Here is a 13212-nt window from a genome sequence, read left to right on the forward strand (position 1 = left end):
TCAAACTTAATCGAGATCACGCACATGCTTTTTTCCCGCAATCCATTTGCTTCCACTTCCAAGCGTCACCTGCTGTTGGTTGCCGCCGGGTTCAGCACCGTATTGACCGGTTGCGCGACCTCTGCGGTGTCCAAAGTTGCCTCCACCACCAAGGTCGAGTACTACCCGAGCTGTTATGAGCCGGTGCAGCACCTGCGCGCCACTGATTCGAACATGACCAAGTCTGTGGTCACCGGTGCCGCCCTGGGCGCTGCTGGTGGTGCCTTGCTCGGCGCCCTGGCCGGTGACTCCGACAAGCGCGGTCGTAACGTCGCCATCGGTGCTGCGGGTGGCGCCCTGGCCGGTGGTGCCGCCGGTTACTACACCGAGCGCCAGAAGCAGATCACCGATGACAATCAGCGCATCGCTTCCTACGCCACTGACGTCAACAAGAGCGCCGCCGACATCGATCGCAGCACTGCATATGCCCGTGCTTCGCAGACGTGCTACCAGCGTGCCTTCGACAGCCTGATCAGTGCCCGCAAGGCCAACTCGATCAACGACGTCGAGGGGCGCAAGCGCCTGGCGGAAATTGTCAGTGGCCTGAAAGAGTCCAACGACCTGATCACTGCCGTGAACGGCCGTGCCAGCGAAGACCTGAGCAAGTACAACCAGGCCTACGAGCAGGACCTGCAGCAAGTGGGCGTGCAGCGGACCGACGTGGTGAAGGTGGCGACTGCCGATATCACCCCGGTGACCACCGGCAGCGGCAAGATCAAGAAGCCGCCGGTCAAGCAGCCCAAGCTGCCCACAGTGCCTACGGAAGCGGTGAGCACCGAGAAGTCGATGCAGGAGGCCAAGACCAAGCAAGCCGAGAGCTCTCAGGTCGCTACCACCGGCCAGACTCAGGTCAACAGCATGTGCAAGAACCCGGACCTGGGTGACTGGGCACCGGTACCCTGCCCGAACGTCTGAGTCATTGATTGTCTGACAAGATGTCGCGATAAGTGCTGAACGCCAGTCGATCTTCGAGTCATCGAACAGATCGGCTGGCGCTCTTCCCGTGACAGGTTAAACTGCGCCGGCCACCCAATAATTCCACTGAGGCGCCGTGCATGAAATTTCGTTTTCTTCTCTGGGTGCTTGGCCTGTTGATGGGCAAAGCCAGCCGCAACAATCCTGCTTTTCAGCAACAGTTGGGTGATAAGGAGCTGGTGTTCCAGCTGCAGACTCTCGACGGCAAGGTTGCGCGTCACTTCTTCGTCAAAGACCAGCGCATCACCAGCCGTTCGGGTGTCTACCCCGAGCCGGCGTTCGCCATTGCCTTCAAGGATGCCGCCTACGGCTTCGCGACCATGCAGGCGAAGAACAAGCAGCTGGCGTTCATGACCGGCATCCAGGACAAGTCGATCCAGATCAAGGGCAACCCGGCGCTGGTGATGTGGTTCCAGGGCCTGACCAAGTATTTGAAACCCAGGAAGACCAAGCCCAAGGCTTGAGGGAACGGGCAAGCACTGCGCCGGCAAGCCAGTGCCTATACACGTATCCGTAGGCGCTGAGCTGGCTTGCCAGCGCAGGCGTCAGGCCTGGCTGAATTGCGAAGCCAGTTCTCGCAGCAGTACTTCAGCCTCCAGTACCTTGCTCACTACGTCGTCGGCCTTGTCGCGGCCCAGCCCCAGGCGTTCGAGCAGGGCGTCGGGAATTTCTTCGTGAGGCCCTGAGCCGATGCCGCGGCTGCGCAGCAGGCGCACTGCCAGGCACACCAGGTTCGGGTACTCGGCGTAGGCCCCGTCGTAGCTTGGATCGTGCTGGAAGCGCAGCGCCGTGGAGAGTTCGTCCGGCATGTCCCAGTAACGCATCAGCCAGGCGCCGATCTGCTCGCGGCTGATGCCCAGCAGGTGCTGCTCGACATAGCTGTGGCACAGGTGCGGGTTGACCTCCAGGTGCCGGCAGATCAGCGAGAAGTGCGGCGGGAACACGTGGGCCAGCAGCAGGTAGCCGAAGTTGTGCAGCAGGCCGGCAAGGTAGGTCAGGCCGGATTCCGGGCGCTGGGCACGGGGCATGGCGCGGGTCAGGCCTTCAATCACGGCGGCGGTGTAGATCGATTGCTGCCAGTACGGTGTGGCGTGTTGCGGCTGGTCCTTGGGCAGGCTCAGGGTCTTGCCCAGCGCCAGGCCCAGCGCCAGGTTGATGACCAGGTCGAAACCCAGCACGCGGACGATAGCGTCCTCCACCGAACGGATCTTGCCCGGCGATGCGTAGTACGGCGAGGCTGCCCAGCTGACCACTTGCGCGGCCAGGGCCGGGTCGGTTTCCACCACGCCGGTGATGTCGTCGATGGTGGCGTTGGGGTCGACTCGCAGCTTGATGATCTTCTGCGCGGTTTCCGCCAGCGGCGGGATCTCGATGGTGGCTTCCAGGCGCTGCTGGATGCGTCGCGCGGTGAAGGCCTGCATCGCCTGGGTGATTTCCTCGCGGTCGTCATCCGGGCGATCGAGGTTGGGGCGGATGCTGCTCAGGGGTTCGCCGAAGTTACCGGCGCTGGCCTTGCTGAGCATGCTCTTGAAGTCTTCGCGGGTGATTTCCAGCAGCAATCCCGGCTCGCCCGAATTGATCAGCAGGTTGGGCTCGCGCAGCAGGCTTTCTTCGTACAGGCAGGGGGAGCTGGTCAATGCCGGGAGTCCGGGCAGCAGGCTCAGGCTGTGCTTGCCGAGCATGCGCTCCAGGCGTTCGGTGGAGACCGCCGTCAGGCGTCGGCCGGTGAGCTCGGCAAGGCGATTGAGGTCCAGCAACTGGCTCTGCGGGAACAGCACCATCAGTGCACCGATGGCGTCGTCCAGCAGCACTGCCTGAACCTTGCGCGCAGCCGGCAGGCCCGGCTGGTCGGTGACTTCGCTGTAGCTGATGGCCAGCTTGCCGAGCAGCAACCGGATAACAGACGGAGCGTGCGGGGTTGCAGTGGCGAGGGCAACTTCTGTCATGGTCTGGTATCCGTTTTTTCTACAATTTGACGAGTATAACCAGCTTGGTTATGCCGTTGGTCCATTAACTGAGCGTTGGTTCACACTTGGCCGTATTGCTGGCCATGGCGCAGCCAGCGTTCCAGCAACGGGCTCACGTGGTCGGGCCAGCGCTCCAGGAGGGCCTGGGCGGCATCACGTACCGCCGGCAGCAGGTCGGCGTCACGCATCAGATCGGCGACCTTGAATTGCAGCAGGCCGGTCTGGCGGGTGCCGAGCATTTCACCAGGGCCGCGCAGTTCCAGGTCCTTTTCGGCGATGACGAAGCCGTCGTTGGTTTCGCGCATGATGCCCAGGCGTTGGCGACCGATTTGTGAAAGCGGCGGATGGTAGAGCAGCACGCAGTGGCTGGCAGCGCTGCCGCGCCCGACGCGCCCGCGGAGTTGGTGCAACTGCGCCAGGCCCAGGCGTTCCGGGTTCTCGATGATCATCAGGCTGGCGTTGGGCACGTCGACCCCGACTTCGATCACCGTGGTGGCTATCAGCAGTTGCAGGTTGCCGGCCTTGAACTCGGCCATTACCGCGGCTTTTTCCGCCGGTTTCATGCGGCCGTGGATCAGCCCCACTCGCAGTTCACCGAGGGCGCTGGAGAGGTCTTCGTAGGTGGTTTCGGCGGCCTGGCAGGTGAGCTCCTCGGATTCTTCGATCAGGGTGCAGACCCAATAGGCCTGGCGCCCTTCGGCGCAGGCGGCGCGCACTCGCTCGATCACCTCGACGCGGCGGCTGTCGGTCACCAACACAGTGTTCACCGGCGTTCGGCCGGGGGGCAGTTCGTCGAGGACCGAGGTATCCAGGTCGGCGTAGGCGCTCATGGCCAGGGTGCGCGGAATCGGCGTGGCGGTCATGATCAACTGGTGCGGGCACAGACGGCCGCCCACGCCTTTCTGGCGCAGGGCCAGGCGCTGCTGCACGCCGAAGCGGTGCTGTTCGTCGATGATCGCCAGGGCCAGGTTCTTGAACTGCACTTCGTCCTGGAACAGGGCGTGGGTGCCCACCACCATCGGTGCGCCGGCGGCTATCTGTTCCAGCGCCGCGGCGCGGTTCTTGCCCTTGAGCTTGCCCGCCAGCCAGGCAACTTCCAGGCCCAGGGGCTCCAACCAGCGCTTGAAGGTGATGAAGTGCTGCTCGGCGAGGATTTCCGTGGGCGCCATCAGCGCCACTTGGTAGCCGGCTTCCAGTGCCTGCAGGGCGGCGAGGGCGGCGACTACGGTCTTGCCGGCGCCAACGTCGCCCTGGATCAGCCGCAGCATGGGCTCCGGCTGGCTCAGGTCGTAGGCGATTTCATTGCCGACACGCTGTTGCGCACCGGTGGGGGTGAAGCCCAGGTTCTTCAGGTACCCGGCCGGCAGTTTTTTCGCCAGTGGCAATGCCGGGGCGCGCTGGGAGCGCAGGCTGTCCCGCAGACGTTGCTGCGACAGTTGGTGGGTCAGCAACTCCTCGAAGGCCAGGCGGTGCTGAGCCCAGTGGTGACCCAGGGCCAGTTCGTCGACATCGGCGTCCGCCGGTGGGTGATGCAGATAGCGGATTGCGTCGTCCAGGGGGGCCAGCTGATAGTCCCGGGCCAGTTCCTCCGGCAGCCAGTCGGGCAGGCTGCGAGGGCCGAGCAGCGCCAGGCTCTGCTGGCAGAGCATACGCAGGCGCTGTTGGGTAAGGCCTTCGGTGAGGGGATAGATCGGCGTCAGGGTCTGATCCACTGGCGGGGGTTCATCGCCGCTGATGGCGCGGTATTCGGGGTGGTAGATTTCCAGGCCCGAAGCACCGGGCCGGGCTTCACCGTAGCAACGCACCCGGGTGCCACGTTTCAGGCCATCCTTCTGCGCGTTGCTGAAATGGTAGAAGCGCAGGCTCAGGCCGCCGGTGCCATCCTGCAGGCGAACCAACAGGCTGCGGCGCTTGCCCATGACCACATCGGCGCCGCTGACGGTGCCTTCGATCACTGCATCCTGGCCGGGGCGCAGGGCGCCGATCGGTACCACGCGGGTGCGATCCTGATAACGCAGGGGCAGGTGAAACAGCACGTCCTGGAGATTCTCCAGGCCGACCTTGGCCAGTTTCTCGGCCATGGCTTCACCCACGCCCTTGAGTGCCGTGACCGGCACTTTCGACAGCTCAGTCATCGCGCTCGTTTAACTCACAGCGGGCGGCTTGGCCACCGAGCACAGGCGGATCGAGTCGGCGAGGATCTCGATGGCCTTGGGCCGCGGAAAGCTCGCACGCCAGGCGATGGCTACGGTACGGAAGGGCACCGGAGGGGTCAGCGGGCGTACTTCGATTATCCCGGGGGCGTAGTGATGGCTGTCCACCGCCGACAGCGGCAGGATCGAGATGCCCAGGCCGGACGCGACCATGTGGCGGATGGTTTCCAGGGAGCTGGATTCCACGGTGGTGTGCTTGGCGCCGTCGTTGCCCTTGGCCTGGGTCGGGCAGGCTTCCAGGACCTGGTCGCGGAAACAGTGGCCCTCACCCAGCAGCAACAGGCTCTTGTCGTTGAGCAGGTTGGCGTCGATGGTGTCCTTCTTGGTCCAGGGGTGGTCGCTGGGCATCAGTACATAGAAGGGTTCGTCGTACAGCGGCAGGGTGAGGACGTCGGCCTCATTGAACGGCAGGGCGATGATGATTGCATCCAGCTCGCCGTTGCGCAGTTTGTCCCGCAGCACGTGGGTGAAGTTTTCCTCGATGTACAGCGGCATCTGCGGAGCGACCCGGTGCAGCTGTGGAATCAGGTGCGGGAACAGGTATGGACCAACGGTATAGATCGCACCGACCTTGAGGGGTGCGGTCAGTTGGTTCTTGCCGGCCTGGGCCAGTTCGCGGATGCCCTGCGCCTGCTCCAGGACCTTCTGTGCCTGGGCGACGATGGTTTCACCCACCGGGGTCAGGCGTACCGCGCTTTTGCTGCGCTCGAAAATCAGCACACCGAGTTCGTCTTCAAGCTTCTTCACGCCGACCGAAAGGGTGGGTTGGCTGACATGGCAACGCTCGGCGGCGTGGCCGAAGTGCTGCTCTTGAGCGAGGGTAACGATGTAGCGTAATTCTGTAAGAGTCATAGCGGGCGTCCATGAGGTTGCGGCCAAGCATACCGGCTGCAATCGATAGGCGCACGTTATCAGACTGAGGGCGGAGTGTGACACCTGCCAATGTCCCGAGCAGGTTCCAGATACGCGAAGGGCACCTTCAAAGGTGCCCTTGCGCTGATCAGCGACGACCCCGAGTCTTGTCGATCTCGTAGTTGAAGGGGGCTGTGATTTCCACGCTGCCATTGCTCAGCATGTCGGCAGGAGGTTTGGGCAGTGGCTGGGCACGACGGATCATGTCCAGAGTAGCCCGGTCCAGATCGGCATTGCCCGAGCGTCCAACCAGTTCGTAGGACAGTACCTTGCCCTCTGAATCGACTACAAAGCGCAGGCTGTTGGTGCCTTCCTTGCCGCGACGCTGGGCTTCACCCGGGTAGCGTTTGTACTTTGCCAGGTGTGCCTGCAGTTCGCCTTGCCAGGTGGCCTTGGCTGCTGCTTGCGCCGGAGACGGGCCGGCAGTGGACGGTGCCGTCTTGTCGGAAGGTGCGTTGACCCGTGGTGCGTCGCTGGGCTTTTCCTCGGAAGGTTTTTCCTTGGGCAGCTCAGGTTTGACCTCCGGCTTGGGCGGCTGGGGCTTGGGCTTCTGCTTGGCCGGCTTGGGGACTGAAATGGTCGGCTTCGGTGCCTCCGCCAGTTTCGGCAGTGGCAACTCTTCAACCGGTGCCGGAGGTTGCGGCGGTGTCACCACTTTGGGCGGTGCCGGAGGCGGCGGCACAGGGGCAGGCGCCAGTTCCACCACCATGGCTTGGGGTGGAATGGCCATCGGCTGTGGTTTGGACCAGTTGAGGGCGAGCAGGATCGCCATCGCATGGACGCCCAGCACCACTGCCAGGCTACCGCTGTAACGCGTCAATCGTTGGCGCGTCGTGATCATTTCTTGGCTGCCGTCTCAAGTCCGACCAGGCCGACTTTCAGGTATCCGGCAGCCCGCAGGGCATCCATCACACCCATCAGGTCGCCGTAGTTCACGCCTTTGTCAGCCTGGAAGAAGATCGTCGTGTCCTTCTTGCCCTGGGTCTTGGCGTCGAGGGTCGCGCCAAGGGCTTCGGCCTTGACTTCATCTTCGCCGAGGAACAGGCGCTGATCGGCCTTGACGCTGAGGAATACCGGCTTCTCCGGTCGCGGCGCCGGCTTGGCGCTGGAGGCGGGCAGGTCGACCTTGATGTCCACAGTGGCCAGAGGGGCGGCCACCATGAAGATGATCAACAGCACCAGCATCACGTCGATGAACGGAGTGACGTTGATTTCGTGGTTTTCGACCAGATCGTCGTCTGCGCCTTCTTTCAAATGCAAGCCCATGGCTGATTACCCCACTTTCACCATGTGCGGTTGTGCGGAGCGCTCGGACGGCTGATGGTCGAGATCGCGGCTGACCAGCAGCAGAACTTCTGCCGAGGCGTCGGAGACCTGAGCCTTGTAGCCGGCAATGGAGCGGGCGAAGACGTTGTAGATCACTACTGCGGGGATCGCTGCAACCAGGCCCAGGGCGGTGGCCAGCAAGGCTTCTGCGATACCCGGGGCAACCACCGCGAGGTTGGTGGTCTGGGTTTTGGCGATGCCGATGAAGCTGTTCATGATGCCCCACACGGTGCCGAACAGGCCGACGAAAGGTGCAGTGGAACCGATGGTAGCCAGCACCCCGGTGCCATTGCTCATGTTGCGGCCGCAGGCGGCTACCAGGCGTTCCAGGCGGAAGCTGACACGTTCCTTGATGCCTTCTTTCTCACGGCTGTTGCTCGAGAGGCGCATTTCTTCCAGGGCGTCATGTACCAGCAGGTGGGCGAGGGTGCCCTCCTTGGCGGCACCGGCGCTGGCTTCTTTGAGGGTGGTGGCCTTTTTCAGGGCGGCAATTTCGCCGCGCAGGCGGCGCTTGGCACCCATCAGCTCGAAGCCTTTGGCGATCCAGATGGTCCAGGTGATGATCGAGGCAATGGCCAGGCCGATCATCACCAGTTTCACGATGATGTCGGCGTTCTGGTACATGCCCCAAGGCGACAGGTCGTGGGCCATGCCCAGGGTGTTGTCCGCTTCGAGGACTTCAGGAGCATCTTCACCTACGACTGGCTGACCTTCGACCTGAGCCGGGTCAGTAGCCACTGGGGTCGCTACGGGAGCTGTTGGGTCGGTCGCTGAGTGCTCGGCAGCCGGTGCGGTCGCAGCTGGCGTGGTGGCCGGTGCGTGCTGGTCGGCAAAGGCTGCGGTCGGTGCCAGCAGCAGGCTGCACAGCAGCGCTGCAACCGCGCTCATGGCGCGCAGCGGGCTTGGGCGTTTGGTTGGCGAGGCGAAGAGTTGATTGCTTGTCATGCTGGCCGGACCTGAGAGGAGAAAAGGGTGGGATGTCCTTCTAGGCCTCGCAGGGCCGAGAACAAAATGGGTGGTTATTATTGCAAGTAATTCTTGTTAACAAAAGTAATAGAGTATCTTTTTTTCCTTGATTGCTAGCCGTTCGTCCAGTGCGAGGGCTAGTCTTGACCTTTCTGAAAGGAGTTTTTTGATGTCCTCCCCCTCTGTTTTGATCGCCGGCTGCGGTGATGTCGGGAGTCGCTTGGCGACTCAACTGCTGGCTGAACAATGGCAGGTTCATGGCCTGCGCCGCACGGTGTCGCGCCTGCCACAGGGAGTGATTGGCGTTGCCGGTGATTTGTTCTCCGCGCAGTGCCCGGCGGATTGGCCCCAGGTGGCCCCGGATTACCTGGTGTACTGCGCGGCAGCCACCGAGCACGACGAGGCTGGGTATCGCGCAGCCTACATCGAAGGGTTGCAGCATGTGCTGGCCTGGCTCAAGCAACATGGCCAGCAGCCCAAGCGCCTATTGTTCGTTTCCAGTAGCAGTGTTTACGAGCAAAAAGACGGTGAGTGGGTCGACGAGACTTCTGTGGCCGAGGCTGCTGCCTACTCCGGGCGTTTGATGCTGGAGGCGGAGCAGGTGGCCTTGAACAGCGGGATTCCTGCCAGCCGGGTGCGCCTTACCGGCATCTACGGGCCCGGTCGTGAATGGCTGCTGACCCAGGTGCGCCGCGGCTATCGCGTGGCAATCGATCCGCCGCTGTACGGCAACCGTATCCACGCGGACGATGCAGCGGGGTTGTTGGCGTTCCTGCTCAAGGCGGACCATCGCGGTGTTGCGCTTGATGATTGCTATATCGGTGTGGACGACGCACCTGCGCCGTTGGCGGAGGTGGTCGACTGGCTGCGTGAATACCTGGGTGTGACCGAGTGGGCAGATGATGCCAGCGTGCGCCGTACCGGTAGCAAGCGTTGCAGCAATGCTCGGGCCAGGGCGCTGGGCTGGGTGCCGCGCTACCTGAGTTATCGCGAGGGGTATTCAGCGATTCTTGAGGGGCAGGGCTGACCGGACTGTCGCTGCGTCGAAGGCTCGGGTTGGGTTCTGACGATGAGGGCCCGTAAGAGCCCGTCTCGTGTCGAACGCTACATCACCCAACCGATGGCCTTCGGCGGCTGCAGGGGCTTTATTGCTTTTCCAGCAGCCACTGCTGGTTGCCCGGCATCAGCGAGGGCACTTCATCCGCGAGGGCCGTGTTGACCGCCTGGAAGATCTCCAGCTGTTGATCCTTGCGCACGAAGATCCAGGAGTTGCCCTGGCCATTGAGTTGCAGCCAGATGCTGTCATTGCCGCCGCTCATGGAGGCGCAGTCGCCGGCCAGGCACAAGGCATAGCGGTCGGCACCAGGCAGGCCCTGTACAGCGCCATCAGGCTGGAACTGCACTACGGCGCCGAGTCCCGGGCCGCTGACGATTTTCCATTGGCCTCCCAGGTAGGCCGAATACAAGGCACGTTCGAAGTTGGCACCTAGTGGTGCACCTTCAGGTGCTGGCTCTTTGGGGCGGTCAAACACCTGCTCAGGTTCGTTGTCGTTGGCCACTTGGAGCAGTCGTTTACCGTTGCGTTTCAGTTCGGTGGCGGCACTGCCGTAAATCTCGACTTTTGCAGTGCTGGAGCCATCGCTGAGCACCTTGCCTTCGACAGTTTCGAAGCCGTTGGTGTAGCGGGCCTGGCCAGCCTTGGTATTGAGTTCCCATTCCAGGTTCGGGCCGTAAGCCTGGAGGGCTTCACGCAAAGGGCCGCCCTTGGCGGCTGCGTCGATCGCTACCTGATTGATCCAGATGCCGCCGACATCGTGTTTGGCGGGGTCGCTGGCACAACCGCCGAGTAATACGGCGAGCAGCGAAACAGCTAGCGCTTTGCGCATGACGAAATCCTTTCAGAACGAAAACGGCGCAGCCTGGACAGCTGCGCCGCGGGTATTACTCGATGACCAGAATGGCATCCATTTCAACCTGCGAACCCTTGGGCAGGGCGGCCACGCCAATGGCGGCACGGGCTGGGTAAGGCTGTTCGAAGTACTTGCCCATGATCTCGTTGACCTTGGCGAAGTGGCTCAGGTCGGTGAGGAAGATGTTCAATTTGACGATGTCCTTGAACGAACCACCAGCCGCTTCGGCCACCGACTTGAGGTTCTCGAACACCTGGACGGTCTGGGCTTCGAAGCCCTCTACCAGTTCCATGGTTTTTGGGTCGAGAGGGATTTGACCCGACATGTAGACGGTGTTGCCAGCCTTGATCGCCTGGGAGTAAGTGCCGATGGCGGCAGGGGCCTTGTCGCTGGTGATAACAGTCTTGGTCATGAATGACTCCTTGTATTGGACGGGCTACGCACGCATGCGGGTGATGCGGATGACCCCGGTCAGTGCGCGCAGTTTCTTGATCACGCGGGCCAGGTGCACGCGGTCGTGCACGCTGACCACCAGTTGGACCACGCTGATGCGACCATCGCGTTCGTCCATGCTGATTTTCTCGATGTTGCCGTCGGCGGCGTTGACGCTGCTGGCCAGCAACGCGATCAGGCCACGCTGGTGTTCCAGCTCGACCCGCAGTTCGACGTTGAATTCGCCGGTGACATCCTTGGCCCAGGAGAGCTGGATGCATTTTTCCGGGTTGTGGCGGATTTCACTGATATTGCGGCAGTTGTCCAGGTGCACAACCATGCCCTTGCCGGCCGACAGGTGGCCGACGATCGGGTCGCCCGGGATCGGTGTACAGCACTTGGCGTAGCTCAGCACCAGGCCTTCGGTGCCGCGGATTGCCAACGGGCCTTCCGGGCTTGGCAGCTGTTCGCCCTCACCCAGCAGGCGGCGGGCAACGACGTAGGCCATGCGGTTGCCCAGGCCGATGTCTTCCAGCAGATCTTCGATCAGCTCCAGGCGGTATTCCTGGAGGATGGCCTGGATGCGTTCCGCCGGTACTTTTTCCAGGGCGCTGTCGAAGCCGTTGAGTACCTTGTTCAGCAGGCGCTCGCCGAGGCTGATGGATTCGGAGCGGCGTTGCAGCTTCAGGGCGTGACGAATATGGGTGCGGGCCTTGCCGGTAACCACGAAATTGAGCCATGCCGGATTTGGCCGTGCGCCCGGGGCGCTGACGATCTCCACGGTCGAGCCGCTTTGCAGGGGTTCCGACAGGGGGGCCAGGCGACGGTTGATCCGGCAGGCGATGCAGCTGTTGCCGACGTCGGTGTGCACCGCATAGGCGAAGTCCACCGCGGTGGAGCCTTTGGGCAGCTCCATGATTCGGCCTTTGGGCGTGAACACATAGACCTCGTCCGGGAACAGGTCGATCTTCACGCTCTCGATGAACTCCAGGGAGTTGCCGGCGCGCTGCTGCATCTCCAGTACGCCCTTGACCCACTGACGGGCCCGGGCGTGAGTGCTTTTCGGCTGTTCGTCGCCACTGGATTTGTACAGCCAGTGAGCGGCGATGCCATTGTTGGCCATTTCTTCCATTTCCCGAGTACGAATCTGGATCTCGATCGGTACTCCGTGCATGCCGAACAGCGTGGTATGCAGCGACTGATAGCCGTTGGCCTTGGGAATGGCGATGTAGTCTTTGAAGCGTCCCGGCAGTGGCTTGTACAAATTATGTACAGCGCCAAGCACGCGATAGCAGGTGTCTACTTTGTCGACGATGATGCGGAACGCGTAGACGTCCATGATCTCGTTGAAGGCCCGGCGCTTGCCGCGCATCTTCTTGTAGATGCCGTACAGGTGCTTCTGGCGACCGCTGACCTCACCCTGGATGCCATCGATGGCCAGGCAGTGGCTGAGGGACTCTTCGATCTTGTTGACGATTTCCTTGCGGTTGCCCCTGGCGCGCTTGACCGCCTGGTAGATCCGCGCGGAACGCATCGGGTGCATTGCCTTGAAGCCCAGGTCCTCGAACTCGATGCGGATGCTGTGCATGCCCAGGCGATTGGCGATGGGGGCGTAGATCTCCAGGGTTTCCTTGGCGATCCGCCGACGTTTTTCGCCGGACAGCACTTCAAGAGTGCGCATGTTGTGCAGGCGGTCGGCCAGCTTGACCAGGATCACGCGAATGTCGCGTGCCATGGCCATGGCCATTTTCTGGAAGTTTTCCGCTTGGGCTTCGGCCTTGGTCTCGAAGTTCATCTGGGTCAGTTTGCTGACCCCGTCGACCAGTTCGGCCACGGTTTCGCCAAATTGCGCACTGAGTGCTTCTTTGGCGATGCCGGTGTCTTCGATCACGTCATGCAGCATTGCGGCCATCAAACTCTGATGGTCCATGTGCATGTCGGCAAGAATGTTCGCTACCGCAAGTGGGTGCGTGACGTACGCCTCGCCGCTGCGACGGCGCTGACCGTCATGGGCTTGTTCGGCGTAGAAATACGCTCGGCGGACCAGATTGACCTGGTCCGTGCCGAGATAGGTCGATAAGCGATCGGCGAGGGCGTCTATGCTCGGCATCATGTCTCCTGCCGTAAGCTGTGATCCCGCGCCGTGCTACGTCGACCTGGCATGGACTCAGACGGTCTCGTTGGACTCGTCCTCGAAAGCAGCAAAAAGCGGCTCATCTTCAACGATTTCGGCTTCGGCGATAACTGCGTAGTTGATCAGGCCTTCAGCGATTTCGCGCAGGGCGACAACGGTAGGCTTGTCGTTTTCCCACGCTACTTTCGGCTCTTTGCCGCCGGTGGCCAGTTGACGGGCACGCTTGGTAGAGAGCATGACCAGCTCAAAGCGGTTATCCACGTGTTCTAGACAGTCTTCAACGGTTACGCGGGCCATGGTCTTCCTCGTAGCAAATGCAATATGCGCGCTGCCCGGAT

At 62.2% G+C, this 13212-nt stretch carries 13 protein-coding genes; 3 read left to right on the plus strand and 10 right to left on the minus strand.

The genetic code is table 11. From position 1 onward, the window contains the following. Positions 1-24: 24 nt before the first annotated feature. Positions 25-954, plus strand: a complete 930-nt coding sequence (tagQ, locus tag GV819_RS01520; RefSeq protein ID WP_161752817.1) for a type VI secretion system-associated lipoprotein TagQ — start codon at positions 25-27, stop codon at positions 952-954. 140 nt (positions 955-1094) lie between these two features. After that, complete coding sequence (locus tag GV819_RS01525) at positions 1095-1478, plus strand: helicase (RefSeq protein WP_161752819.1); 384 nt, start codon at positions 1095-1097, stop codon at positions 1476-1478. 81 nt (positions 1479-1559) lie between these two features. Here GV819_RS01525 and GV819_RS01530 read toward each other — a convergent pair whose 3' ends face one another. From GV819_RS01530 to exbB, 6 genes are all read right to left on the minus strand, one after another. After that, entirely contained in the window at positions 1560-2960 is a 1401-nt protein-coding gene (locus tag GV819_RS01530) for an aminoacyl-tRNA deacylase and HDOD domain-containing protein (RefSeq protein WP_161752821.1), read from the minus strand. A gap of 80 nt (positions 2961-3040) precedes the next feature. Continuing rightward, positions 3041-5116, minus strand: a complete 2076-nt coding sequence (gene recG, locus GV819_RS01535; protein WP_161752823.1) for an ATP-dependent DNA helicase RecG — start codon at positions 5114-5116, stop codon at positions 3041-3043. A gap of 9 nt (positions 5117-5125) precedes the next feature. Continuing rightward, entirely contained in the window at positions 5126-6046 is a 921-nt protein-coding gene (locus GV819_RS01540) for a hydrogen peroxide-inducible genes activator (protein ID WP_161752825.1), read from the minus strand. Positions 6047-6194: 148 nt separating this feature from the next. Then, positions 6195-6947, minus strand: a complete 753-nt coding sequence (locus GV819_RS01545; protein ID WP_161752827.1) for an energy transducer TonB — start codon at positions 6945-6947, stop codon at positions 6195-6197. After that, positions 6944-7372: a TonB system transport protein ExbD gene (gene exbD, locus GV819_RS01550; protein ID WP_161752829.1), complete on the minus strand. Its 429-nt coding sequence runs from the start codon at positions 7370-7372 to the stop codon at positions 6944-6946. Before exbD ends, GV819_RS01545 begins: the two co-directional genes overlap by 4 nt. A gap of 6 nt (positions 7373-7378) precedes the next feature. Continuing rightward, positions 7379-8377 carry a tonB-system energizer ExbB gene (gene exbB, locus GV819_RS01555; protein ID WP_161752831.1) on the minus strand — a complete coding sequence of 333 codons (999 nt, stop codon included), beginning with the start codon at positions 8375-8377 and terminating at the stop codon, positions 7379-7381. Between the two features lie 190 nt (positions 8378-8567). On the opposite strand from exbB, the gene GV819_RS01560 reads away from it, so the two are divergent. Then, positions 8568-9425, plus strand: coding sequence for an NAD-dependent epimerase/dehydratase family protein (locus GV819_RS01560; protein WP_161752833.1), 858 nt, complete (start codon positions 8568-8570; stop codon positions 9423-9425). Between the two features lie 118 nt (positions 9426-9543). Here GV819_RS01560 and GV819_RS01565 read toward each other — a convergent pair whose 3' ends face one another. The 4 genes from GV819_RS01565 to rpoZ are packed head-to-tail and all read right to left on the minus strand — an operon-like array spanning position 9544 to position 13171. After that, positions 9544-10284, minus strand: a complete 741-nt coding sequence (locus GV819_RS01565; protein ID WP_161752835.1) for a hypothetical protein — start codon at positions 10282-10284, stop codon at positions 9544-9546. Between the two features lie 55 nt (positions 10285-10339). After that, the gene (locus GV819_RS01570; RefSeq protein WP_025130815.1) at positions 10340-10720 is read right to left on the minus strand and encodes a RidA family protein; all 381 of its coding nucleotides are present in this window, start codon (positions 10718-10720) and stop codon (positions 10340-10342) included. A 24-nt stretch (positions 10721-10744) separates the two neighbouring features. After that, positions 10745-12850: a bifunctional GTP diphosphokinase/guanosine-3',5'-bis pyrophosphate 3'-pyrophosphohydrolase gene (spoT, locus tag GV819_RS01575; RefSeq protein ID WP_161752837.1), complete on the minus strand. Its 2106-nt coding sequence runs from the start codon at positions 12848-12850 to the stop codon at positions 10745-10747. A gap of 57 nt (positions 12851-12907) precedes the next feature. Continuing rightward, positions 12908-13171: a DNA-directed RNA polymerase subunit omega gene (gene rpoZ, locus GV819_RS01580; protein ID WP_161752839.1), complete on the minus strand. Its 264-nt coding sequence runs from the start codon at positions 13169-13171 to the stop codon at positions 12908-12910. Positions 13172-13212: the final 41 nt, after the last annotated feature.

The organism is Pseudomonas sp. Fl5BN2 (assembly GCF_009908205.1).
Taxonomy (GTDB): domain Bacteria; phylum Pseudomonadota; class Gammaproteobacteria; order Pseudomonadales; family Pseudomonadaceae; genus Aquipseudomonas.

Coding starts and splice junctions, on each gene's coding strand:
- GV819_RS01560 (WP_161752833.1), top strand. CDS start 8,568: ATGTCCTCCCCCTCTGTTTTGATCGCCGGCTGCGGTGATGTCGGGAGT.
- GV819_RS01525 (WP_161752819.1), top strand. CDS start 1,095: ATGAAATTTCGTTTTCTTCTCTGGGTGCTTGGCCTGTTGATGGGCAAA.
- GV819_RS01570 (WP_025130815.1), bottom strand. CDS start 10,720: ATGACCAAGACTGTTATCACCAGCGACAAGGCCCCTGCCGCCATCGGC.
- GV819_RS01540 (WP_161752825.1), bottom strand. CDS start 6,046: ATGACTCTTACAGAATTACGCTACATCGTTACCCTCGCTCAAGAGCAG.
- exbD (WP_161752829.1), bottom strand. CDS start 7,372: ATGGGCTTGCATTTGAAAGAAGGCGCAGACGACGATCTGGTCGAAAAC.
- exbB (WP_161752831.1), bottom strand. CDS start 8,377: ATGACAAGCAATCAACTCTTCGCCTCGCCAACCAAACGCCCAAGCCCG.
- GV819_RS01530 (WP_161752821.1), bottom strand. CDS start 2,960: ATGACAGAAGTTGCCCTCGCCACTGCAACCCCGCACGCTCCGTCTGTT.
- GV819_RS01545 (WP_161752827.1), bottom strand. CDS start 6,947: ATGATCACGACGCGCCAACGATTGACGCGTTACAGCGGTAGCCTGGCA.
- tagQ (WP_161752817.1), top strand. CDS start 25: ATGCTTTTTTCCCGCAATCCATTTGCTTCCACTTCCAAGCGTCACCTG.
- spoT (WP_161752837.1), bottom strand. CDS start 12,850: ATGCCGAGCATAGACGCCCTCGCCGATCGCTTATCGACCTATCTCGGC.
- recG (WP_161752823.1), bottom strand. CDS start 5,116: ATGACTGAGCTGTCGAAAGTGCCGGTCACGGCACTCAAGGGCGTGGGT.
- rpoZ (WP_161752839.1), bottom strand. CDS start 13,171: ATGGCCCGCGTAACCGTTGAAGACTGTCTAGAACACGTGGATAACCGC.
- GV819_RS01565 (WP_161752835.1), bottom strand. CDS start 10,284: ATGCGCAAAGCGCTAGCTGTTTCGCTGCTCGCCGTATTACTCGGCGGT.